Origin of the sequence: Rheinheimera texasensis DSM 17496 (assembly GCF_000711985.1) — a bacterium.
GTDB classification, from domain to species: Bacteria; Pseudomonadota; Gammaproteobacteria; order Enterobacterales; family Alteromonadaceae; genus Pararheinheimera; species Pararheinheimera texasensis.
On the sequence record NZ_JONU01000016.1, the window covers coordinates 44,936 to 69,809 of the forward strand.

17 protein-coding genes are annotated in these 24,874 nt (G+C 53.3%); 8 read left to right on the forward strand and 9 right to left on the reverse strand.

The window, feature by feature from the left end; genetic code table 11:
- Positions 1 to 179 precede the first annotated feature (179 nt).
- From Q399_RS0110240 to Q399_RS0110255, 4 genes are all read right to left on the reverse strand, one after another.
- The gene (locus Q399_RS0110240) at positions 180 to 3,233 is read right to left on the reverse strand and encodes an efflux RND transporter permease subunit (RefSeq protein WP_031568260.1); all 3,054 of its coding nucleotides are present in this window, start codon (positions 3,231 to 3,233) and stop codon (positions 180 to 182) included.
- Complete coding sequence (locus Q399_RS0110245) at positions 3,230 to 4,393, reverse strand: efflux RND transporter periplasmic adaptor subunit (protein WP_084164258.1); 1,164 nt, start codon at positions 4,391 to 4,393, stop codon at positions 3,230 to 3,232. Before Q399_RS0110245 ends, Q399_RS0110240 begins: the two co-directional genes overlap by 4 nt.
- A 256-nt stretch (positions 4,394 to 4,649) precedes the next feature.
- A complete protein-coding gene (locus tag Q399_RS0110250) occupies positions 4,650 to 5,942 on the reverse strand; it encodes a YncE family protein (RefSeq protein ID WP_031568263.1) in 1,293 nt (430 codons plus the stop codon).
- Between the two features lie 61 nt (positions 5,943 to 6,003).
- On the reverse strand, positions 6,004 to 8,421 hold the full coding sequence (locus tag Q399_RS0110255; protein ID WP_031568264.1) for a TonB-dependent receptor: 2,418 nt from the start codon (positions 8,419 to 8,421) through the stop codon (positions 6,004 to 6,006).
- Positions 8,422 to 8,552: 131 nt separating this feature from the next.
- Here Q399_RS0110255 and Q399_RS0110260 point away from each other — a divergent pair, with 131 nt between their 5' ends.
- Positions 8,553 to 8,933 (forward strand): MerC domain-containing protein, encoded by a 381-nt coding sequence (locus Q399_RS0110260; protein WP_031568265.1) that lies wholly within the window; start codon positions 8,553 to 8,555, stop codon positions 8,931 to 8,933.
- Here Q399_RS0110260 and Q399_RS0110265 read toward each other — a convergent pair.
- Together Q399_RS0110265 and Q399_RS0110270 are read right to left on the reverse strand one after the other, a co-directional pair.
- On the reverse strand, positions 8,924 to 10,096 hold the full coding sequence (locus Q399_RS0110265; protein ID WP_031568267.1) for an acetyltransferase domain-containing protein: 1,173 nt from the start codon (positions 10,094 to 10,096) through the stop codon (positions 8,924 to 8,926). The two genes, Q399_RS0110260 and Q399_RS0110265, sit on opposite strands and share 10 nt — an antisense overlap.
- A gap of 2 nt (positions 10,097 to 10,098) precedes the next feature.
- Entirely contained in the window at positions 10,099 to 12,222 is a 2,124-nt protein-coding gene (locus Q399_RS0110270; RefSeq protein ID WP_051685903.1) for a TonB-dependent receptor, read from the reverse strand.
- Positions 12,223 to 12,430: 208 nt separating this feature from the next.
- Between Q399_RS0110270 and Q399_RS0110275 the strand changes: the two genes are divergently transcribed.
- The 4 genes from Q399_RS0110275 (at position 12,431) to Q399_RS0110295 (ending at position 17,334) form a co-directional block, all read left to right on the forward strand.
- The gene (locus tag Q399_RS0110275) at positions 12,431 to 13,237 is read left to right on the forward strand and encodes a hypothetical protein (RefSeq protein WP_051685904.1); all 807 of its coding nucleotides are present in this window, start codon (positions 12,431 to 12,433) and stop codon (positions 13,235 to 13,237) included.
- A gap of 66 nt (positions 13,238 to 13,303) precedes the next feature.
- Positions 13,304 to 15,106 carry a sensor histidine kinase gene (locus Q399_RS0110280; protein WP_031568275.1) on the forward strand — a complete coding sequence of 601 codons (1,803 nt, stop codon included), beginning with the start codon at positions 13,304 to 13,306 and terminating at the stop codon, positions 15,104 to 15,106.
- Entirely contained in the window at positions 15,106 to 16,482 is a 1,377-nt protein-coding gene (locus Q399_RS0110285) for a sigma-54-dependent transcriptional regulator (RefSeq protein ID WP_031568276.1), read from the forward strand. The genes Q399_RS0110280 and Q399_RS0110285 overlap by 1 nt, the downstream gene beginning before the upstream one ends.
- 498 nt (positions 16,483 to 16,980) lie before the next feature.
- Positions 16,981 to 17,334 carry a hypothetical protein gene (locus tag Q399_RS0110295; protein ID WP_031568277.1) on the forward strand — a complete coding sequence of 118 codons (354 nt, stop codon included), beginning with the start codon at positions 16,981 to 16,983 and terminating at the stop codon, positions 17,332 to 17,334.
- Positions 17,335 to 17,338: 4 nt separating this feature from the next.
- Here Q399_RS0110295 and Q399_RS0110300 read toward each other — a convergent pair whose 3' ends face one another.
- Entirely contained in the window at positions 17,339 to 17,677 is a 339-nt protein-coding gene (locus Q399_RS0110300) for a c-type cytochrome (protein WP_051685905.1), read from the reverse strand.
- Between the two features lie 102 nt (positions 17,678 to 17,779).
- Between Q399_RS0110300 and Q399_RS0110305 the strand changes: the two genes are divergently transcribed.
- The 3 genes from Q399_RS0110305 to Q399_RS0110315 all read left to right on the forward strand — a co-directional run bounded on the left by Q399_RS0110305 (position 17,780) and on the right by Q399_RS0110315 (position 21,666).
- The gene (locus tag Q399_RS0110305) at positions 17,780 to 18,091 is read left to right on the forward strand and encodes a DUF3630 family protein (RefSeq protein WP_031568279.1); all 312 of its coding nucleotides are present in this window, start codon (positions 17,780 to 17,782) and stop codon (positions 18,089 to 18,091) included.
- Between the two features lie 27 nt (positions 18,092 to 18,118).
- The gene (locus tag Q399_RS0110310) at positions 18,119 to 20,995 is read left to right on the forward strand and encodes an EAL domain-containing protein (protein ID WP_031568280.1); all 2,877 of its coding nucleotides are present in this window, start codon (positions 18,119 to 18,121) and stop codon (positions 20,993 to 20,995) included.
- Between the two features lie 74 nt (positions 20,996 to 21,069).
- The gene (locus Q399_RS0110315) at positions 21,070 to 21,666 is read left to right on the forward strand and encodes a YkgJ family cysteine cluster protein (RefSeq protein ID WP_031568281.1); all 597 of its coding nucleotides are present in this window, start codon (positions 21,070 to 21,072) and stop codon (positions 21,664 to 21,666) included.
- 607 nt (positions 21,667 to 22,273) lie between these two features.
- On the opposite strand, the gene rluF is transcribed toward Q399_RS0110315, so the two are convergent.
- Both rluF and Q399_RS0110325 read right to left on the reverse strand, forming a co-directional pair.
- On the reverse strand, positions 22,274 to 23,044 hold the full coding sequence (gene rluF, locus Q399_RS0110320) for a 23S rRNA pseudouridine(2604) synthase RluF (protein ID WP_031568282.1): 771 nt from the start codon (positions 23,042 to 23,044) through the stop codon (positions 22,274 to 22,276).
- Positions 23,045 to 23,215: 171 nt separating this feature from the next.
- Positions 23,216 to 24,874: hypothetical protein (locus Q399_RS0110325; RefSeq protein ID WP_157836278.1), on the reverse strand; the 1,659-nt coding region annotated here is incomplete at its 5' end.

Sequence of the window (24,874 nt, forward strand, 5' to 3'; positions counted from 1 at the left end):
CTTCAAATGAGACCGGATCACACGCGATTTGATAACACAGCTGGTGGAATCAGAATGGAGCCATTCCCTCTGTCAGCGCAGGCAGAAGGAAAAGCTTTACACAGCATGCTTGGCGACCATGAAACTTGTCAAGCAACACGTCAGGCTGCCAGCCTATCCCGGGCAGCCTGGCCTGATGCTTAACGTTTTTGCAGAAACAATTTGTCCAGCGTCAGGAACACCACAGGCGTGGTCAGCAGTGTCAGGATTTGGCTAAAGGCCAAACCACCGACAATGGCTACCCCGAGCGGTACCCGCAGTTCTGAACCGGTGCCAAAACCCAGCATCAGCGGTACTGCACCTAAAATCGCCGCCAGCGTAGTCATCATGATGGGGCGAAACCGCACCAGACAGGCCTGATGAATGGCATCGCGCGCGCTTAAGCCCTGCTCGCGCTGCGCCTGCAGCGCAAAATCGACCATCAGAATGCCGTTTTTCTTCACGATGCCAATCAGCAAAATGATGCCGATCAGCGCCATGATAGAGAAATCTAAGCCCCACAACCACAGCAGGCCAATAGCGCCAATCGCCGCCGACGGCAATGTCGATAAAATGGTCAGTGGGTGGACAAAACTCTCATACAACACACCAAGGATGATATAAACCGCCAGCAATGCGGTTAGGATCAGCAGCGGCTGACTGGCCAGCGAATCCTGAAACGCCTGCGCCGCCCCCAGGAAAGTACCCAGCACCGCGGGAGGCATATTCAGCTCGGCCCGCGCCTGCTCCAGCGCTTTAACCGCATCGCCAAGCGCCACACCGGCCGCCAGGTTAAAGGAGATATTCGCCGCCGGCTGCATGCCGTGGTGCGCAATGACCACTGGGCCACTTTGCGCCGGCAGCACTTTGGCAAAGCTCAACAGTGGCACCATGTCGCCGGTCAGTGGCGAGCGCAGGTAGAAATAATTCAGGCTTTCAGCGCGGCCACGTTGCTCCGGGCTTACTTCCAGAATCACATTGTATTGATTGGTTTCGGTCTGATATTCGCTGATTTGGCGCTGGCCAAAAGCGTCATACAAAGCCTGGTCCAGGTCAGCGGCGGTAAAACCCAAGCGCGCCGCAGCCTGGCGGTCCAGTTCCAGCCGGATAATATTGGCGTCCCACTGCAGGTCATTCGACAAATCGGTGAACAGCGGGTTTTGCCGCAGTTTGGCGGTGAGCTGATTGGTCCAGCTGGCTAACTCGTCGCTATCCAGCGCCTTGAGTACATATTGATATTGCGCCCGGCCCTGGTTCGCGCCGAGGTTAATGTCCTGCGAAGCACGCAAAAATACCTGCAGCCCAGGGATTTGTGCAAACTGCGGCCGCAGCCGGTCGATGATTTCACTGGCGCTGGCGTCGCGGTCATCCGGGTCGCTCAGCACTATCCAGATCCTGCCCGAGCCAGTGGAGTTATTGCCGCCGACCGCATGGTTAAAGCCGGTGATGTCCGGGTCTTTGCGTAAAATGTCTTCCAGCTGTTTATGTTTAGCGACCATGTCTTCATAGGAAATGTCCGACGCGGCCTGAGTAGAGCCTATAACAAAACCGGTATCCTGCAGCGGGAAAAAGCCTTTGGGGATAGCGATAAAACTCGCCACACTGCCGGCCAGCGTCAGACCAAACACCCCCAGCATCACGCGCTGATGCGCCAAAGCCCAGGTTAACACCCGGTCATAACGCCGGACCAACCGGTCAAACAACCCCGGATGATTCGGGTCATGATGCGGCGCTTTGTCCATAAAAATCGACGCCAGCGTCGGCGCCAGCGTCAGACACACCACCACCGAAATCAGAATGGCGGCGGCAGCGGTTAATGAGAATTCGAGGAATAACCGGCCAATAATGCCACCCATAAACAACAGCGGAATAAAAGCCGCAATCAGCGACACTGAAATAGAAATCACTGTAAAACCAATCTCTTGCGCGCCTTTAAGCGCTGCTTCGGTTTTACTGAGGCCCAATTCGAGATACCGATGGATGTTCTCGATGACGACTATCGCATCATCGACGATAAAGCCAACAGCAATGACAATCGCCACCAAGGTTAAGTTATTCAGGCTAAAACCGGCGACATACATAAAAGCGCAAGTGGCAATCAAGGAGACCAGCAGCACGGCTGTGACGATTAAAGTCGCCGACCACTGCTTTAAAAACGCCGCCATCACCGCAATCACCAGCACCACGGCAATCGCCAGTGTCAGCTCTACTTCGGCCAGCGAAGCGCGAATCGTGCGGGTACGGTCGTTAAAGACTTCCACTTTGATATCAGCCGGCAATGCTGACACCAGCTGCGGCAACGCTGCCTGAATGGCATCGGCGGTGGCGACAATATTGGCGCCCGGTTGACGGCGGATGATCAGCGCGACACCAGATTCACCGTTCGGCCATATCTGCACAAAGTCGTTTTCGGCGCCGGCCACCACATTGGCGACATCGCGCAAATACACCGGGTTGCCGTTGTCGTATTTGACAATCAGCTGGCCATATTCGTCAGCACTAAAGATTTGGTCGTTGACCGCCAGCGTCGACACCCGGTTGGCACCAAATAAAGCGCCTTTAGGCTGATTAACGCTGGCTTTTTGTACCACAGCGCGAATATCGGCCAGTGTCAGGTTATTTGCCGCCAGCACTTCCGGCCGCGCCTGAATGCGAATGGCCGGCTTTTGCTGACCACCGATAAAGACTTCGCCAACGCCATAAATCTGACTGAGCTGGCGCGCCAGCACCGTTTCGGCCAGGTCACTGATTTGGCTGCGCGACAGGGTTTCTGAAGTTACGCCGATGATTAAAATCGGGCTGTCCGACGGGTTAGCTTTACGCCAGGTCGGCTGATTCGGCATATCCGGCAAACGGCCGGCGGCCTGATTGAGCGCAGCCTGTACTTCCTGCGCGGCGGCGTCGATGTCTTTTTCCAGCACAAACTGCAGCGTGATATTGACCGAACCGAGCGCACTACTCGAGGTCATTTCGGTAATACCAGGTACTGAGCTCAGCGCAACCTCCAGCGGCGTTGCCACAGCGGAAGCCATAGTCTCCGCGCTGGCGCCGGGTAAACGGGCGCTGACTTCAATGGTGGGGAATTCAGCTTCCGGCAAAGGCGCAATCGACAGGCGCGGAAAGGCCAGAATACCCATCAATACTAAGGCAAAGGTCAGTAGCACTGTGCCGATCGGGTGCTGCATACACCAGGCAAAAATACTCCGGCTATTCATGCTGCGTGCTCCGCCGCGGCTTGCTTGGCTTGTTTTTTCGCTTTAGCGGCCTGCGCCTGTTCGGCGGCGGTTTTAATCAGCACTGTCGCGCCCGGCCGCAGCCGGCTTTGGCCGTCGACCACCACTTGCTGGCCGGCACTGACACCGCTGACGACAACCACAGTCTCAGTGCTTTCCTGTACCTGCACCGGCACCACTTTAGCTTTGTCACCATCGACAGTCCAAACAAAAGCCCCCTGCGGGCCTTGTTGCAGTGCTTTGACCGGAATGGTCAGCGCCTGTGCTAATAATTTGCTGCGAAGCGCCACCACCACAGTTTGCGCTGGCCACAGCGCCTGCGTTGGGTTAGTAAAATCAGCTTTGATGCGGATAGTGCCGCTGCCGGTGCTGACTTTGTTATCCACGACCGCCAAAGTGCCACTCGCCAGTTTTTCGCCGCCATCCTGTACAAAGGCTTCGACCGGCACCGCCTGCTGCTGGCGAACCTGCTGCATCAGCTGTTGTAACTGCGGCAGTTGGGCTTGAGGTAGGGCCATTTCCACACTGATCGGGTCAAGCTGCACCACAGAGAACAAGCCTTGTGTATCAGACGGCCGCACATAATTGCCGGCGTCGACATTACGAATACCGACCTGACCGCTGATAGGCGCATGAATTTGCGTGAAAGATAATTGCACTTGCTGCGCATTGATTTGCGCATCGACACTTTGCAGTTCGGCCTGCAGTTGCTGCACATTGGCTTGCTGCTGATCTTTTTGCTGGGCGGAAATCGCCTGGCTTTGGCTTAAATTCTGATAACGCTGTAAATCACGTTTGGCCACATTGAGTTTGGCTTCGACCACCGCGCGCTGCGCTTTGGCCTGTGCCAGTGCGGCTTTGATCGCGCGGTCATCCAGCGTAGCCAGCAACTGGCCGGCGCTGACCATCTCGCCTTCGCGCACCAGCACTTGCTGCAATAAACCATCGACCTGCGGCCTAATCTCGACACTTTGCTGCGGCTTGACCTGCCCAATACCGCGCAGCCAGACCGGCACATCTTGTGCGGTGACTGTGGCGACCACCACAGGCACAGCGGGTGCTTGCGGTTTTTGCTGGGCGGCAGCCGGCACGGCTAAAGCAATTGCACTGAAAATACCAAGCCAGGTCAGCGTTTGTCTCATGTATCAGGCTCCAAAAACAGGTTGCGGCAAGTTGCCAAACGATATGCCGGGAATTCTGCCCAGTCAGAACGCAAAAGAATGCACTGACGATCAGCAGATGCGGTCAGGCCCCCTGATCAAACGATGAATGCCGGCGCATCAATGCACTAAGCTACCAGCCCGCTGGGTGACAGCACAATCGCTGTGCGCCTGAAGAAAACACGCCGGCAGGTGCCGGCGTGTTTTTTGCTGTGATTAGCTGCAGAAATGCGATGGTTTATTGCGCAATACCCAGCCAGGTCAGTTTGTGCGGCGTGTAGTTCAGCTGCAATGTCGACGTCACCTGTAACCGAGTTAAATCAACGGCCACCACCGATTTATCGACCGGATTGCTGACATAAGCGCGGTATTCACTACCCGCCAACGTCAGTTGCAGGCTACTGCCGGTTGGCATCGCGCTCAGATTGGTCGCAACCTGCACTTTGCCGGCCAGCGTAAAAGCGCTGCCGCTGTAGTTCAGCACTGTCAGGTAACCCTGATTATCCAGCAGCACAAAGTGTTTAGCTTTCGCGGTAAAGCCATAACCGACGATGCCAGCGCCGGTAGGAGCCTGCCAGTCGATTTTGCTCATAGTGTTGGCTTTTGGATCAACAGCAAATACTAGCGCACCAGCAAACCCAACAAAATGCGCCGCATCATCGTGTCCTTCGACAGTCCCAACCCGGTTGGTGCCGGTGATGTCCGCCGGATTGGCGATCTTACTGGCGGTATAAGTAGTGCCGGATTGCGCAATCACCAATACACCGTCGGTACAACCGAAGCCGATAAAACCTTTATTCTGTGCACTGCCGTGTAAGCGTGGGCAAGTCGGAGTGAAGGTCTGGCTCAGGCTGAATTTGCCGGCGGTCTGGCTATAAACGCCCACTTTGTCCGGCAGAATATCGCTGCTGGCTGCATCGCGGATGGTGGAAATTAACTGGTCGCCGCGCGGCTGCGCCGCACCATGCATATGGGTGTCATATTGCAGCAGCGGCAGATCTTTTTTGTCAGCAGCGATCTGCGCTTCATTTAACGTCACCACAGCTGCCGGGGTTTTACTGGCGGCGTCGCCGTCCATAAACACAGCTGTGGTGCTGGCATTACTCTGCACGTGGGTTGGCCGGCTAGCGTTCAGCTGAAAGCTCATCAGCTTTGGTTTTTCTGCATAAGGATGCAGATGGTCGCCGTGATCTTCCTGCCACTGACCACCATCGACTACCTGTACGCGGTCATTGGGCCGCTGCACCACCAACGCATAGCGCTGGCCGGGTGACGGATAAACCGCATCTGGTGTATTAATCAGCTGGAACTGTTCGATGAGTTCTGAGCGATCCAAATCGTAGACACTGACGACTGCGCTGTTTTTATCGCTGACCAGTAAGCGGCCCTTCGACACGGCGGCGACCGGCGGATTTGGATCTGGGATCACAACCGGCTCTTTTTCGACGATGTTCGTCGTCGCATCCCCACAGCCCGCCAGAATAGCGCTGGCGATGGCCAGCGGCAGCAATTTCATTTTTACACTGTACATATCAACTCCTGTTTTAAATTGGTATGCCGGCACGCCGCCCGGGCCTGCCAGCTGGTTCTGGTCAGAATTCGCCGCGGATGCCGAGACCAATCGAGCGTCCCGGTAATGGCGCTTTGTCTTTTAAAAATGAGGTGTGGACGCGGGCGTCTTCGTCGGTCAGGTTCTGCCCTTTCAGATACACCGCCAGCTGCTGGTCAAACAGGTCGAGGTAATAGCTGACATTGGCATCCAGCAGGTTGTAGCTGCCGGTCGCGCTTTCCAGCGTCTCGACTTTGTCCTGTTTGCTGTAGTGGCTGTAGCGCAGCTCGGCACTGAACGCGGCCGACTGCCACGACAGCGCAGATTGCAGACGCAGCGGTGGAGTGCGCGGTAAATCACCGCCGGCATCTAAGCGGGCGCGCACATAGTCGACTTGCTGGGTCCAGCGCCACGCCGGCGCAAACTGCCAAATCAACTGGGCTTCAAAACCGTGCAGGGTCACATCAGCGGCGCGGAACAGATACACCGGCAATTCGCCGCTGTGGTCATGCGCCTCATCGGCATGCTCTGCTTCAGCATGATCTGCATGATCGTGACCATCTTCGGCGAACAAGCCGGTATTTTGCTGGTAATAGTAGTTATCTACCTGGTTGTAAAAAGCATTCAAAATCAGCGCCACATCGCCGCTGTATTTGCGCCAGGTCAGGTCAATATTGTTCGATACTTCCAAATCCACCGGATCTTTGTTCAGCGCAAAGGCCTGATGTGGGTCTTGCGTTGGATTCAGCCGGAATAACGCACCGATCTCATAAGCATTGGTGCCGATATGCGGGCCGAAGGACAGCAATTCAGCAGCGGAAGGGGCGCGGCCTGAACGCGACAAAGACAGCGCGGCGTTATAGCCGTCCTGATATTCCCAGACGAGGCCGGCCGACAGGCTGTAGGGCTTGAAGTTCTGGTCAACGGCGAAGGTGCGGATCAGCTGATCGCCGCCATGATCATGATCATCGTGTTCGCTGCCGTCATGGGCATGCGCCGCCAGCTCCGGCAGCAGAACCTGATCGGCTTTGAGCGTGACCCGCTCCAGACGGGCACCGGTTTGCAATAACAGCGGGCCAAAATGCCGCTCTTCCATCCAGCCAACCGCCAGCATTTCCTGTGTCGACGGCGGTGTGAAGGCTTCGTCCCCTACCGCAGCAAAATCGCTGTGTTTGTAATGCAGGCTGAGGCCACCGCGCCAATCCAACCATTCACGGTGCAGCAGCTCGAGGCGCGCTTCGTCACTGCGGTTTTTAAACGTGGTGCCGATAGCACCACCTTCAATTTCGGCATGTTGGTAGTCGGTATAACCGGCTTTGACATTAAGCTGTGCCAACGGCCCGCCGCTGAAATTCAGCTGGCTATGCAGTTGCACCCGGTCTTGTTCAAGGTCAGCAAATACCCGCTCTTCGGCGTGCTCTGCGCCCTCTTCTTCATGATCATGCCCGCCATGTGAATGGCCCGGAATGCCGTATTGCCGTTCCAGCCGGCCCACCGACAGCCCAACAAAGCCATTTGGCAGCAAATAACTGGCACCCAGGGTGCCGCCTTTGCCTTCTGCGTCGGTATTGGCAACGCGTCCGCCGGCGGCTTCGTCACTGCCTGTTTCGGCGACGCCAGGAATTTTGTAATTGTCCTGGTCACGCCAGAACGCATCGGCATAGAGTGCGACATCACCGACGCTGGTTTGGCCGGCAGCAGCGGCCAGTTTTTCGTTGTTGACGCTCTGGCGTTCCAGCTGCCAGTTCGCCTGCGTGTCCCGGCGCGTCGGCACGCGTTCGTCCACGACATTAACCACACCGCCGATGGCACCGCTGCCGTAAAACAAGGTCGCCGGGCCCCGTAGTACTTCAATTTGCTCGGCGGTACCGGCTTCACTGGCCACGCTGTGATCAGGCCCGACCCTCGATGCATCGCCGGCGTCTAACCCGTTTTGGGTGATCAGCACTCGCGGACCATCTAAACCACGGATGATTGGGCTACTGGCGACTGAGCCATAGAAATTGCTGTGCACACCGACCTGATTTTTCAGCGTGTCACCGAGTGTCGACGCCTGCTGCATTTTCAGCTGCTCACCAGACAACACAGTGACCGGCAAGGCCGACTCTGTGGCCGAGGCATGTAGCGGACTGGCTTTGACATCAATGACTTCAAGTAAGGTGGGCGCCAGACGCAATTCGACATTGTTCAGACCAGCCTCTGGCACATTCAGATGCAGATTGCGATGGGCAAATTGCGGCGCTTCAACGTGCAGCTCGGCCAGCTGTCCGGCCGGCGCGGCCAGCAGGAAAGTACCGGCCGCATCGGTTTTCACCCGCGCCTGACTGCCAGCCAGCGACACTTCTGCCCCGGCGATCGGCTGGCCTTTATGGTCAAGCACCACGCCAGACACACTTTGTGCCCACAACTGCTGACTAAATGTCGCCGCCACCAGCATGGCTATTTTGTTACGGTAATGCATAGATCTCCCTGCGTTATACCCAAATCAGAAAACGTTACGTTCGATTCCGCGCTCGATAATGTGATAATATAACATTTCATTCAGGTGTGGAAACCAGCGTTTTCCGTTCAGGTGCAGCAGAGGTGAGACCAATGAAAGATTTAGTAGCGGCTTATATATCAGGGCTTTGCATCGTACATTGCCTGTTAACACCAGTTTTATTGGCGCTCGGTGGTGCGGGTTTGCTGGGGCATTGGCTGGAAGCTGAGTGGGTGCACTATGTGCTGATCACGCCGATCTTATTGCTGGTTGGCTGGAGTCTGCCGGCGGCACGACACCGGCATCAGCAGCTGTGGCCACTATGGCTTGGCTGCGGTGGCGCAGCCTTGATGCTGCTGTCATTGGCGGTGCCGGCAGCGCTGGAACCCTGGTTGGCGATCAGTGCCGGCGTGTTGTTGATGGCGGCTCACCTGATGAACCGCCATTTATTACAGACGATGGCAGCACCTGCAGCCGGGCCGATTCAGAAATAACGCACCCAGCGCCAGTGGCTGCGTTGCTTAAAACCGGCAAACCAGCGGGTTGGCCAATACAAAGCGGCGGCGAGCAACACGGCAATCAGCCAGACCCAACCAACATGACTGACGCCAAGCATCAGGCCATACGCGGTTTGTTGATTCGGTGCAAACACCAGCGCTGCCAGGTTATAGAGCATCAGCAGCGCGTACAGATGCAGCAGATAAAAAAACATCGGTGCCGCACCAAAATCAGCCAGCACCTGCTGCCAGCGCGCCACCGGATTGGCCGTGGCAGCCCGTTCCAGTGCCCGCAGCGCCAGACACATCAGGCCGAGCGTCAGCAGCAGAAAATCCAGCGATGGCGGGTATTTAGTGAAATTCAGTAAGTCCATAACAGTCAGCATCGCTGTGGGCTGAATCTGCCAGTCCAGCGTCTCGCCGTACAGATTAAAACCTCGAAGTAGCAACAGCGCAGCCAACGCCAACCAGCCACTGCGCCATAAAATTCGCTGCCGCTGTGCTGCCGATTGCTGGAACCAGCAGCCAGCCAAATAGCCAAGCACAATGACACCGACCCAGGGCAACAGCGGATAACTGATTTTGACAGCAATGGCCGCCTCACCGGGCGCCAGTAAAAAACCGCGGTCGTGCAGGATAGTCCAAAGCCAATAACCACTTTCACCGGGAGAAAACTGGATTGGTGTCAGCAGGTTATGCCCGCCAACCAGCAGCAGCCCGATGACCAGCAATACCGGACGCGGCAAATGATGCAGCAGCGCCAGCAACAGCATACAGAGGCCAAACACCCAAATCACCTGCAAATACAGCGTGTGGTAGCTGCCAAGCCAAGCGAAATTCACCAGTGTCAGTTCCAGTACAATCAGCACCAGCGCGCGTTTGACTAAAAACGGCGTCAGCGGCCGGCCCTTTTGTTGATACAGATAAGCCGACACGCCGGATAAAAACACAAACACCGGCGCACACCAGTGCGCCAGCAAACGGCTGAAAAACAGGCCGGGTTCGGTCTGGCTGATGTCCATCGGATCGCTGACCTGCAAATGCAGCAGCACCCTTTCGCGCACGTGGTCCAGCAGCATAATCAGCATCACCAGACCACGCAGCATATCGATGCTGTTGATCCGGCCGCGCGGCAATGGTGCCATTGCGGTCGTCGTCATCTTCAGAACTCGTAACGCAGACTGAGTCGCAGCGAGCGAGGTTCACCCGGATAAGTCCAGATCGCTGAATATGAGCTCTGGATCCAGGCTTTATCCAGCAAGTTTTCTACCACCGCTTCGGCCTGCCACTGTGAGCTTAATTGCGTGCTGGCAAACAGGCTCCACAGCGTATGCGACGGCAGCACATAAGACGGCGTTACTGCGTCACCTAATCTTTTACTCTGATAGCGCAGCCGCACGCCAAACTGGCTGTCGTAGCCGGCAATCGCCAGCTGCTGACGCAGCTGCGCACTGAGCGTATGACGCGGCACATTGACCAGCGCACTACCTTTGGGGATGAGCACGCCCCAATCAATGTTGATACTGTCTTTGAGGGTTTCGCTGTCAAGCCAGCTGTAAGACAGCGACAGATCGGAATTGGCCGAAAGCGGGCCCGCCAGTTCCAGCTCGACGCCACGGCTTTGCGCCGCACCGAGCGTGGCGGAAAAGCCGACGTTCACCGGGTCGGACACCAGAATGTTGGATTTCTCCGCATCAAATACCGACACAGTTGCTTGCCAGGACGCCAGCGCCAGCTTCATGCCCACTTCCACCGATTCGCTGAGTTCAGGCTCAAACGCCTTACCTGCGTAATCCGTACCCGACAGTGGCAGGAAACCCTCGGCGTAATTGGCGTAGAAGGTGATCTGGTCATTGAACAAATAATTCAGGCCAACACGCGGGCTGACTTGCTGGTCTTCGGTACGGGCGACGGTCTTTTTCACCAGCTCTTCAATGCGTTGTTGGTAGCTGTCGTACCGCACACCCAGCAACAACTGCCACTGACTATTCAGCTGCACTAAATCCTGCAGGTAAACCCCCACAGCTTGCTGCGATTCAACGTTTTCATACAAAGTGGCGATAGTGCCGGCTTTGGCAACCCCATACAAAGGCGCCTGAATATCAATGGCATAGCTACCTTTTGGCCCACGATAACGGCCCAGCAGTGTGTAGAGTTCATAGTCATAGGCGTCAGTGCCTAGCAACAACTGATGGGTGAGACCGAACAGCTGCGGGCTGCCGCTCAGCTCCGCGCGGGCGGTGCTGTCTTCAGAGTGATAGTCACGGTAGCGGCGCTGGCGCGTCAGCGTTTTGCTATCATCAGTCACGCCCTGGCGCGCTTTCGCCAGTTCCGCATCGGAAGAAAACCCCTGCAGGCTGGAATCGCGGTAACCGGCGCCCAGGTTCAGGTGCCAACTGTTGCCTAAATCACGCTCGTAACTGAGCTGGTGGCCGGTAGCTTCAATTTCAGTCGGTTTGTCGCCGGGTTCGCCCAAATAGCGGCTGTGCGGCACCGTATCAAAATTGTTGTTGAGTACGACAATACCGCGGTCAAACAGTTGGTCCTGCCGCAGCACTTCAACTTCGTACAACACAGAGCTGTCGGCATCAAGCTGCCACAACACAGAAGGCGTCAGCACCTGCTTTTCACTGGTCACTTCGTCGCGAAAACTACCATAGTCCTGCACTGCGCCGTTGACGCGCAGCATCAGACTGTCGCTGTAGGCGTAGTTATAATCACCTTCCAGCCGGTATTGCTGCTCAGTCGCAGCGCTGGCTTTGAGGTAGCCGCCGTTGGTCTGATTCGGTTTGCGCGTGATGATATTGATGGTGCCGCCGGGTTCAGAGCGGCCGTACAAAGCCGAGCCAGGGCCTTTTAAAATCTCGACCATTTCGATATTTGACACATCGCGATGACCACTAAAACCGCGGCCGCCGTTAAAACCGTTGATCAAATACCCTGATGGCATGTTTTCGTTGCCGGGAAAGCCACGCAGCGAAAAACTGTCCCACAGGCCGCCGCCATTGTTCTGCCGCGCAATACCGCTGGATAAATCCAGCACATCCTGAAAACGGCTCATCGACCAGTCAGAAAAATCATCCTGCCCCAGCACTGACACTGCCTGCGGTAATTTTTCCACCGGTACCTGGCCGCGATAGCTTTGATGATGGCGCACTTCAATGTGCTCCAGATTTTGTACTTCTTCAGCGCCAGCCGGTGCAGCGCAGAGTAGCGCCAGTACAGACAGCGGAAATAATCGGTGGGGGATCGCCTTCACGGCAAAGCGGCGCGCAGAAAATGACATATCAGCCTCAAGAAATGTGATGTTATCACATATTAACTTAAAGCATTTAGTCACGGGAAGCCCTGCGCCGGTGATTTCGGTTCAACTGCCGGAAAACACCGTTGACTGCCACCGGTAACATCTGCTGAAAAAAATCTCGCTCTGGCTGGCGAACCAGCAATTAATCGATTAAGTTTTGCTCATCCGGGTACAACAACACAGGTCGAAAATGGAGTTCCGCCTCTCGCGCTGGCTCAGCGCATTTTGCCTTGGCTGTGCTTTAGTACAAACCACCACTGCCGCAGAACTACAGTGGGCTGTGAATCATGCCCCGCCTTTTCATATCGTCGACGGTCCTTTGCGTGGCCAAGGCATTTGTGATGTGTTGATTGAACGGCTACATCTGCTGCTGCCCGGTGTCAAAGCCAAACTGAATCAGATGCCGCAACTTAGGGTGACCCGTGAACTGCAGCAACAGCATCAGTTGTGTTTTGCCTGCATGCTGCAACCGAAACAACCACTGAGCGGCGTGATTTATTCGGACAGCACTCATCAGTACCGGCCGCATCAAGTCATCACCCGGCCGGCGCTCGCCGACCAATTGCGCCGGCAATTTGGTCCACAACCTGCCTTTGCCAATCTACTCAGAGTCCCAAACTTACGCTTTGGTTATCCTGCCGGCCGTAAATACGGCATTTTACAACCTTTGATTGACGCGCATCAGCAACAGCATCCGCAGCAGGTGCTGCAGCGTACCGGAGATAACGAAACTATCGCCATGCTGAATATGGTGGCGCACAACCGCCTCGACTACACACTCGAATACCCCTTTGTTTATCAATATTATCGTGAGCTTGGCGGCACAGAATTAACACTATTGCCGTTAGCGGAGAAGCAGGCCGAACAGCTCCCCGGAGTGATTGGTTGTGGTAATGCCCCGCAAAATCAACAACTGATGCCAAAGATCAATCAAGTGATCCCAGAGCTACGCCGCGACCCTGTGTTTTTACAGGCGTTGCGCCGCTGGGGTGTCTGATGTGGAATTGCCGCCAGCGCCAGCAGCCCTTACACTGTCGCTTCACGCTGATTTCAGGAACTTATTGTGCTCCGATTGCCCCGCCCGGCACTGCTGCTGTGTTATCTGCTGCTGTTATTGCTGACCGCGGCAGCCTGCCAGCATTGGATTTATCAGGACTTGCGCGCCCAGGCGGCCAGTCAGAGCAATAATCTGGCGGCATTTTTGCGCTATAGCATCGGTCGCCACGCCACATTGCCGGCAAAGCTCGGCCAAAGCCCGCTGCTGCAGCAATGGCTGGCACAGTCTGATATCACAGCGCTGAATCAATATCTGGCCGAATTGCAGCAAAGTGCTGGTGTGGCTGATTTATATCTGGTTGGCAATGATGGTCTGGTGCTGGCAAGCAGTAACAGTCTTGAAACCACTTCCTATGTCGGCCGTGATTTTGGCTTTCGGCCTTATGTGCAGGCGGCGCTCGCCGGCAACAGCGGGTTTTATTATGCGCTTGGCCATACCAGCGGCATGCGCGGCGTGTATTACAGCGCGCCGCTGCGACAGGACGCCACGAACCTGGCCAGCGCAGTGCTGGCTGTGCTGGTAGCAAAGGTTGATTTAGAACCACTGGAACTGCAGCAACAACAAATCGCCGGCCTCAAAGGCAGTCACTTTATTGTCACTGGCCAGAGTAATGAAATTTTCCTCTCCGACGTACCGGAATGGCGTCTGACCAAGCTGGACAACGCAGCGCTGAGCAGTAGCGAACAGCCGCGATATCTGACCAAAGCCATCACGCCGCTTGGCCAGACTGAACGCCGCGCGCTGCTGACGCCCTGGCAACAGCTGTGGCAGATGCCACTTGGCGACAACCGGCAGAATTATCTGGCGCAGTCGCAACAACTCAGCGAATTCGGCTGGCAATTAACGGTACTGACGCCGGCTACGGATGCTTATCAGCAGCTCAGTGCCGCTTTGCTTTTGACTACCCTGCTGTTTGTGATTTTACTGCTTGGCTGGCGACTGCAACGCGAGCGGCAAAAACGCACGGCGCAGCTGGAATTACATGCCAGACAACTGGAACAACGCGTCATTGCCCGAACTGCAGACCTTGCCGCCAGCAATCAGCAGTTGGTTGCGCAAATTCAGCAGCGCGAACAAACCGAAACCGCGCTGGCGCAAACCGAACAGGAATTAGTGCAGGCGGCGAAACTCGCCACCATCGGCAGTTTGTCGGCTTCGCTGAACCATGAGCTGAACCAGCCGCTGACGGCGCTGTCGAGTTACAGCCAAACCACCGTCAAAATGCTCGATAAAGCCATGTATAGCGAGGCCAAACAAAACCTGCATGCGATGCAGCAACTGATTGCCAGGCTGAGTAATATCGTCGCGCAGTTTAAAGATTTCAGCCGCAAAAGCGCCGGTAAAAATCAGCCGGTTGATGTCAATAAGCTGGTGCTGGACGCGGTCGGGTTGGTGCACCACCAGTGCCAGCGCCAGGGCGTGAAAGTGCGGCTCCAGCTGCCGGAAGCACCGCCGCAAGTGCTGGGTGACCCTATTCAGCTGGAACAGGTGCTGGTCAACTTATTGACCAATGCGCTACAGGCGATGCAACAGCAAACCGATGCCGCACTGGCGGTAGCGGTCAAGACCACGGACGGACAGGTGCAAATTCTGCTGAAAGATCAGGGCCCCGGCATTGAACCGCATCATCTGGAACGCATTTTCGAAGCCTTTTTTACCACCAAACAACGCGACGGCTTAGGGCTTGGCCTGTCGATTTCGCAGCGTATTATTCAGTCCTTTGCCGGCAAACTGGAAGTGCGCAATCACCCGCAGGGTGGCGCTGAGTTTTGTGTCACCTTACCGCTGTTACCGATGGAAGCCTGCTGATGCCGCTGCCTGCAAATGCCAACGAACTAGTACCGCAAATTCTGTTTATCGATGATGAAGCCGAGATCCGTACCGTCGTCGAGCAGCTGTTCCGCTTAGAAGGGCTGCAGTGCAGCACCACGGCTAACCCGGGCGCGCTGTTAAAACAATTAACGGCGGATTTTCCTGGCATCGTCATTACCGACATTCATATGCCGGCGATGCACGGGCTGGATTTGCTGCAGGCCATTCACGCCATCGATGCCGAAATTCCGGTGGTGGTGCTAACCGGTTATGGTGCAGTGTCGCTTGCGGTTAAAGCGCTGCAACAAGGCGCTTATGATTTTCTGGAAAAACCATTTGATAACAGCCATTTATTGGAAGTAGCGCAGCGCGCTTTAGAAAAACGCGCACTGGTGCTGGAAAACCGCGCCTTAAAAGCCTCTGTCGCCCGTGCCCAGCAACCCGGTATGCGCATTCTGGGTCAAAGCCCGGCCATGGTTCAGCTGCGCAGTGTGCTCGATGCGGTGCTGGACGCACCGGCCGATGTGCTGATTTTTGGTGAAACCGGCTGTGGCAAAGAGCTGGTCGCGCGCTATCTGCATGAACAAAGCAGCCGGCGCGAGCACAATTTTGTCGCCATCAACTGCGGAGCCATTCCGGAACAGTTGATTGAAAGCGAGTTATTTGGCACCGACGCCGGCGCTTATACCGGCGCCGAGAAAAAACGCGCCGGTAAGTTTGAATTCGCCAACGGCGGCACGCTGTTTCTCGATGAAATCGAAAGCACACCACTGTCGCTGCAGGTGAAGTTATTACGCGTACTGGAAGAGCGCCGTGTTACCCGGCTTGGCTCCAATCAGCCGGTCGCGCTCGACCTGCGTATTATCGCCGCCACCAAAACCGACTTAAAACAACTGGCCGCCAGCGGTGCTTTTCGCGCCGATCTGTATTACCGCTTAAGCCTGGTCGAAGTCAGTCTACCGCCACTGCGCGACCGGCGTGATGATTTGATGCTGCTGTTCAGCCATTTTGCCTTGGTTGCTGCCGCGCGTTTTCACAAAGAATATCAGCCGCTAACACCGGCCCAGGTGCAGCAACTGCAACAACACGACTGGCCCGGCAATGTGCGCGAGCTGCGTAATATGGCTGAACGTTATGTACTGCTTGGCCCTGCCGTTTGTTTTGGCAAAACCGACACAGCAGACGAAGGCATCAGCAGCCTGATGTCGCTGCAACAACGGGTGGAAGCTTACGAAAAAAGCCTGATTGAAGAAGCGCTAAACCAACACCACGGCTCCATCAAAGATGTGATGCAGGAACTCGGCCTCGCCCGCAAAACCTTGTACGACAAAATGGCGAAATATCAGCTGACCCGGCGGGATTTTTTGGAGTGATTTTGGGATTAGCCTCTGCTGGCTTTGCTGGAATCATTTTTATCTTTTCGGATAGACCGGCAAGCCAGGAGTTCACCTAACCCTGAGTCACTTTCTTTTATGATTAGCTACGCCATTCCCCCCCGGGCCAGCTAAAGCTGTTCAGTGCAAGCCCTGTCGGGCGGAACCGGGCGAGCGCTTTTTGGTTATTTTTTATCGCGATAAACAGCAACTCGCCTATCGGGCGAAACAGCCGAGCGCCAGTTCAAAGATAGAAGTGAATACTTTGCTAAGCGGTTCCACCGCAAAGGCAAAAGTAAAAAACACTGCAGAAACTGCCGCCTGTTAGGGCAAAAAACCAAACCTGTTCCAGGTCTCTGATAAACCACTGATAAAAAACGGATAAATTCCTGATATCGCACTACAGGCTCTAGGCCTGTCTTTGTGCTTTTTGCATGCTGAAGCAGTTCCCAGCACTGGGAAACATCACGCCAATAAACTGAAACACAGGACATCCCAATGAAAAAATTACTGATTTTATCTGCACTTTTGTTATCTGCGTCTGCACTGAGCACTTCGGCCTTTGCCGCCGATTTACGCTGCACTGTCGGTGGTGACAGCCAAATCGGCTATTGCGATACGATGATTTGGGGTAAACGCTCAGCACCTGCGTCGTTTAAAGTGGAAAACACCAGTAAACCGGTCAGTCAGTACCTGTGGCAATCACCGTCAGTTTGCAAAAGCAAAACTACTGCCAGTTGTGCTTTTACCGCTTATTCCTTTGTTGAATATACGGGTTCAGTGCTGGTGCTGTACACCGACGGTACTTATGAAAGCCTGAACGCGACCCTGCGTTTCGAAGACGGCCGCTAAGCCGTTATTGACCGGCAACCGCCTCAGTCACAACGACCGGGGCAGGTTGCTGTGCAGCAAAAAATGCCGCGATATCCACAATGTCCTGGTCAGTCAGCCCCTGTGCCATCGGCGCCATAATCTGATGCTGGCGCTGACCATCACGATAAGCTTTTAACGCCTGCTGCAGATAACCGGCTTTTTGTCCGGCGAGATTTGGGTAATCCGGCAACACCGAAATGCCAGTACTGCCATGGCAAGCCACACACATAGCTGCTTTGGCCTGACCTCGACTGATATCTGCCGGCGCTGCTGACAAGGACATAGAAAAACTGAGCAATATCAATAACATCAATGTTCGCATTCGCAGCTCCTGTATCTGTGACCGTTTTCAGTAAAGCAAAAGCGCCTGATTACACAAGAAAATTGCTAAAATCAGCGCTTTGACACCAAGACAGAAACCCGCATGCTGCAATTAATACAAATCAATGCCGTCGACATCCCGTCGCCGCAGCTGCAATTAACCTTTAACCGGCAGCCGGATCCGGTCAGTGACGGCCCCCAGTTGCAACAATGGCTGCAGCGTTTTACGCCGATTGGTCGGCTGCAAACAGAAAGTAGCCTGGATTTAATACTGATCCGCTTTTACTTTAACGATCAGCCGTTTTACCTGCATGCCGAGCACTACAGCGAGAGCTGCTGGATTGATACTGACAGTCAGGCTGCAGATATGCTACTGTCAGAGCTTCATCGCCTGCTGGCTCAAGATCTTGTTTAGAATTCATTTGCTTAGCGGAAATAAAACATGACACAGCGTTGTTGGTTATTTTGCTGGTTGTTGTTGCTTGGCTGGCTAAGTCCCGCAGCGCTGGCTTTTCATGCCGAAACTATCCGCATTGACCCTGAAGTCAGACAACAAAATCTGTTCCCCAATTTGTATTACCAGCAAGTCGACCCGACCATTGGTGTCGAAGACATCGTATTTGAACCCGCCCGTCTGCACGCCTTTGTGCCGCTGGACCAACCGAATCAGGCGCTGCGCAGTTACCCCGAAGCGGTCTGGTTTCTCGCCCGGTTACATTATGGTGGTCAGCGCCCCGGCTCTGTGGTGCTGAACTACGAATCCATTAATGCTGACCGCGTCGAATTTTATCTGTACGACCGGCAAAGCCACGAACTGAGCCTGCTGAATCGCTCCGGCACCGAATTCCCCTTCAGCGAACGCATGTTACAGGCACGCAGTTTTGCTGTGACGCTGAATTTTAAAGCCGATCAGGAACTGGATTTGCTGGTCAAAGTGCAGGACGGCGCTGTGATCCCGTCGAATCTGCAGCTGTTCAGCAGCGAAGAATTCGGCGAGCAGGTGCTGCAACGGCAAATTTCCGACGGCCTGATTTTGGGCATTTTGCTGGTGATGGCGTTTTATAACGCCTTACTTTATCTGAATGTGCGCGAGCAACTGTATGGCCACTTCGCCGGCTTCTTCTTAAGTTTCAGTCTGTTGGTGTCGATTTTAAACGGTGCTGGTTTTGCCATGCTGTGGCCGGAATATCCCGAGCTGAACCCTTCGCTGTTTTATGTCGCCGGCGGCGCCTGCGTGTTATTCCTGACCTTGTTAACCCATGCGGTGACCGCGAATCAGCAACGTTGGCTGCTCTGGCTGAATCTGGCCTCAGGTGCAGCTTTGTTGTTCACGCCGCTGTATGCGCCGCGCAGTCTGCAGCTGGATATTCTGCTGCTGGTGGTCTGTCAGGTGATGCTGACCAATTTACTGCAGGCGGTGCGTTATGGCTTCAGCGGCCTGCCGCTGTCGCGGACTTTTGCCATTGGCTGGCTGTTGTTTTTTGTCGCCAGTGCCGTGTTAGTGCTAACCGAATTTGGATATCTGGACCATCCGCATCTGTGGCAATGGCTGCTGGTATTGTCGGTCATTTGCAGCATGATGCTGATGAGCTATAGCCTGGCGCAGCGTCTGCAAAATGCGACGCAGCAAAGTGCAGAAGCACATCAGCAAACGATCCGGTCGCTGCAGCAGTATTACGACATTTATCACAACGCAGTCGAAGGCCTGTTCAGCACTACCCTGGAGGGTCAGTTGTTGTCGGCCAATCGCGCTTTACTGAATATACTCGGCTATCAGGAACTGAGTCAGATGGAAGTGGATGTCAGGAAACATGGCATGGGCCGCTATTACGCCAATCCGGAAGACCGGCTGCAGATGGTGCGCCAGTTACAGCATCTGAGCAATCAAAGCTTTGAATTACGCGGTTTACGCGCCGACGGCACACCATTCTGGGCGCTGATGTCAGCCCGTTTAAGCCGCAACGCTCAGGGCGATGCCTTTATTCATGGCTCGCTGATTGACATTACTGAACAAAAAGTTGCGAACGAGCAACTGGCCTATCTGGCGTCGCACGACCCGCTGACCGGCCTGTACAACCGGCATCATTTCCTGGTGCTGGCCCAGCAAGCGTGGCAACGCCGTCAGCTGGAACAGCAAAGTTGTGCTGTGCTCTTTATCGACATCGACCAGTTTAAGCTGGTCAATACCACCTGTGACCACGCCGCAGGTGACGCCTTGCTGAAACAAATCAGCGAGCAGTTAAAACGCGCTTTAGGCCAGACCGGTGTACTGGCGCGGATTGGCGGCGATGAATTCGGTGTGTTGTTGCCGGGCAAAACCGCGCAGGAAGCATTCAGCATCGCGTATTCGCTGTTGGATGTGGTCAAAGAGTTCCGTTTCTTCTGGCAGGACAGCCTGTTCAGCATCAGTGTCAGCATTGGTCTGACGGAAGTGACTCCGGATGATTTGTCCGCCGAGCAAACGCTGAAAAAGGCTGACTCGGCCTGTTTTGTTGCTAAAGAAAAAGGCCGTAACCGCATTCACCTGTTTAATGCCGACGACTCGGAGCTGCAGAAACATCAGTCTGAAGTACAATGGCTGCAGGTGCTGCGTCAGGCGCTGGAGCAAGACAAATTTGTGCTCTATGTACAACCCATTCAGGCGATCCAACAGCGCGACACGCTGGCGCATTATGAGCTGCTGCTGCGGCTGGTCGGCGACGACGATACCATTATCGCACCGGGGAATTTCTTAAGTTCGGCCGAACGTTATGGCCTGATGCCGCAAATTGATCGTTGGGTACTGCGCAGTTATTTCCGCTGGCTGGCACAGCATCCGCAGCATCTGACCACTTTGGGCCTCGCCAGTATTAATTTGTCCGGCGCCTCTTTAGTTGATCCGCTGTTTAAAGCTTATGTACAGGGGCTGCTCGATGAATATCAAATCCCGGCGCGGCATATCTGCTTTGAAATAACTGAAAGTATGGCCATTCTGAATTTGCAGAACACGCTGGATTTTATTCATCATTTTAGAGGCTTAGGTTGTCATTTTTCACTGGACGACTTCGGTAGCGGGTTTTCTTCTTATGGTTATCTGAAAAACTTCCCGGTCGATTTTGTCAAAATTGACGGTAATTTCGTGCGCGACCTGCTGGAAGATAAATACGACCGCGCCATCGTTAATTCCATCCACGATGTGGCAACGGCGATGGGCATTCAGACCATCGCAGAATTCGTTGAAAATCAGGACATTTTGCTGGAATTAAAGCGAATGGGCGTCAATTACGCACAGGGTTATGGCATCGCCAAACCCAGACCTCTGGCGGATATTCAGGGCTGAACAGCCAATGCAGACAACGCTTGCCGCAGCAGGCTGCTGCTCAGTACAATACGCGCCCATTCTGAGGTGCCGCCATGCAACAACGTTTACAACATTTATCTGACCAGGTCGAACTGGTATTTGACGAGATAGGCCAGCGTTATGCGCAATATCAGCGTGATCGCGGGCTGTTTTGCCGCAGTGGTTGTGGTGAATGTTGTTTGCATCCGGGCATTGAAGCCACAGTGCTGGAAATGCTGCCACTGGCATTTGAACTGGTGAAAGAAGGCAAAGCCGAAAGCACGCTGGACGCTTTGGCCGCCCACGACAAAGATGGCTGTTTCTTCTACAGCCGCCACTCAGAAGATGGCAAACAAGGCCAGTGCAGCGTCTACCTGAAACGCCCCGGCATCTGCCGCCTGTTCGGCGCTGCCGGCTATAATGGCCGCGAAGGCGAAGTACAGCTCAGCGTCTGCAAAAACATCAAAGCCGACTATCCGCAAGCCTATCAGGACACGCTGATAGCACTGGAATCCGACCCACCACCGATGATCCGCAACGGCAAAGAACAAATCCGCCAAATCGACTATGAACTCGGCGGTATGAACTTCCCTATCAACGAAGCAATGGAACAAGCGCTACAAAAAGTGCTGTTTGAGCAGTATTACTTAGGTCTGGCAGACGCTGAGTAAGCTGGGTTTTGCGCGTTGGGCGGTTGTTTTGCCCAGTGGGCAGTACTTGGTCTATTTTTTGTTTTTTCCTGCTGCCGAAAGACCGCTTAGCAGAGATTTCACCTAACGGTGAGTCACTTTCTTTTGTTTCAGCAAAAGAAAGTAACCAAAGAAAAACCGCCCCCGGTTACGCTCGAAAGCCCGTCTGAAAAGTCGCCGTCCAAGGCGAAAACGTAACTCGCTGGGCGCTACCTTCGCCCAGCTCAGACACCCGTTTTCTTAAAACCTTGGCCAACGATTTTCAGCCGGCTCGCTCCAACGGGGAGACGGTTTTTATAGATGGCGTCGATGAAACAAACCAAAGCAGAATGCTGCAGTAGTTGGCTTTGCTCTTAATTCTCATTCGTTCAAAACAAAAACAGCTAAGATAACCAATCGCCCGTTGGAGCGAGCCGATGCAAATCAATAGTTTGAGGTTTTAAGCTGGGGAGTGTTTGAGTGCGGCGACGGTAGCGCCGCGCGAGTTGCCCCAGTGCCTCAAACTGTTGATTTTCAGCGGGCTTTCGAGCGGAACCGGGTGCGCCTTTTCTTTCGGTTCCTTTCTTTTGGCAGGGCAAAAAACACCCCGTCACTCCTCGTATTGATAAGCCCCGCCGCCCAACTTCGAAGCTTCTTCAGTCTTACTGGAAGTCAGCAACATCACCTCAAGCTCGGCCATTTCAGCCGGCGTAAGTTCGCGCCATTGACCGGGCGCTAAGCCTGCGAGGCGTACGTTCATGATGCGCACGCGTTTGAGCTTGGTGACGTTAAAACCGAGGTATTCGGTCATGCGGCGGATTTGCCGGTTCAAGCCCTGGCGCAGCACGATATTAAAGGTCTGGCGGGATTTTTGCGTGACCTGACATGGCAAAGTCACAGTGTCAAGAATTGGCACGCCAGCGGCCATTTTTTTCAGGAAATTGTCGTGAATAGGTTTGTCGACAGTGACGACATACTCTTTGTCGTGCGCATTGCCAGCACGCAGTATTTTATTGACGATATCGCCGTCATTGGTGAGGAAAATTAAACCTTCGGATTCTTTGTCGAGCCGGCCAATCGGGAAAATCCGCTCCGGATACTGCACCGCGTCGACAATATTGCCTTTGACATGCAGCTCAGTGGTACAAGTGATTCCCACCGGTTTGTGATAGGCCAGATAAACCCGGCGCGGTTTATTTTTCAGTGGTTTACCGGCCACTTCGACTTTATCGTCCGCCGCCACTTTAGTGCCCACCACCGCCACCTGACCATTGACTTTCACCTGGCCCGATTCAATCAGCTTGTCCGCCTCACGGCGCGAGCAAAAGCCGGTGTCGCTGATAAATTTGTTCAGGCGAAATAAAGAAGTAGCGTCAGTCAAAGTGGCAGCCCTGTGGCGGGAAAATTTGAGCGAATTCTACGGCCGGCTGAGTTTTTGAGCAAGTGAAGCGAACAGGTATCGAAGTACAGCCGTCAGATAACAATGACATGATAATTCTGGACGGTACCCTACTAAAGACAGAACCTGTGCCGCTTAATATCCATAACCCACTCAATTTAAGGTTAAAAATGGATCACCTACAACAATAAAACCCAATATTCTGCTCACATCACCAATAGATTTTTTTTGATTTTTCAATTCGTCTATAATTCTGCGCGCTGAACTACCATTTACTCCATAATAATATCCTTCGTTTGCAAGGGCGCTAAGCGACCCCGATTTCTTACTAAAAATGTAAGATATTACGGGTGAGTGTTCAGTAAAGACATGCCCAATATCACTACTAATAGCAATTACAAATTTTGATTTTGGCTCTGCTCTTTCAATGAAATTGTAATCTACACACGCACTTGCACAGGGATAATGTACTTGTCGAGAGCCATGAGCATTAATAAACAATAGCTCATACTTGTTTTCATAAAGATTTGAATAGTAATTTTTCTGCCAGCGCTGAGCTTCTGAAGAATTAGAATAGCGAGTAATCCCACTAACCAAATCAACTTTAAAATTTAACTTTTCAAAATCAGTAGGAAATAATGTTTTTTCTGATTCCACATATGCATCAGCTAATAGAACTTTACTGCCAGGGTATACAACACGCCCCTCATAGAAATCATTTAATCTGGAAAAATACGCCGAAATAGTTGTATCTTGGGGTTTAATAACCGACAAAGTGACTTCAACTGAATTGAGCTCTGCATCTTGATACCACTCACCTTTTGCAAATTTAGACAAAGACGAATAGAATCCCATTAGCTTCTGCCCAGAATTAACATCTTTCAGAGCAGGAATATCATAACCTATAAAAACAACGTGCTTGAGATTAGAGGAATTATAAACACTTTTCAGGTATGTTCTTACATCTTCCGCAGAAGAACCTTGCAAAACCTTGTACATCTTCAGGTTTATATTTTTATTTTTTTTATTAACTGCCGCCATCCACTTATCAATCAGTGGCATTGATTTTGATTCAACATCATAATTGACAACCACCAAAGCATCTTCACTATACTTAGGAGCGGTTCTAATTTTTTTACAACCAAAAAAACCTGTTGATTTAAAATCATTTATACCACTCATACAAATTTCATATTCTGTATCAGGTTTGAGATTAGCAATTACTCTTTTATAAACATTTTTACCAATCGGCATTCTCACGGTATCAGAAAACCCTCTAACCTTATTGTCTCCGGCGTAATAATTCACACCGTTTTCTTTAGTAATAATGTAGCCCAACTGAGTATTAGGGACATTCACCTGGCTCAGGTCTAACGAAACAACTAGAGAGCTATCTTCATGATATTTATATAAATCTAAACTAAATATACCTTCTGAATACTCAGCACTGACAGTGCAATCAGATTTTAGTGAATCAACTACATAAACATCACCATCAATATGGCCACCACAACCTGATATTTTATATTCCCCTACACCAGTATTTTGAGCAATATCAAAAGTTAAACGACCACCATACTCTATGCTTTGCGACATTGGAGTAATAATTATGCCGCCGTCCGGCACGCTAACCATTGCAGTATGAATCTTTATTTTAAATGTCGCGGAGATTTTACACGCAGAAGTAATAATACTGGTTGTGTAAATATTGTCACTGAGCTGACCATTACAGCCCTCGACATTATCAATATCATAGCCTTCAGCTACTGCAATATTTACAACTGCCGTACGACCATGTTGGACCAATTGACT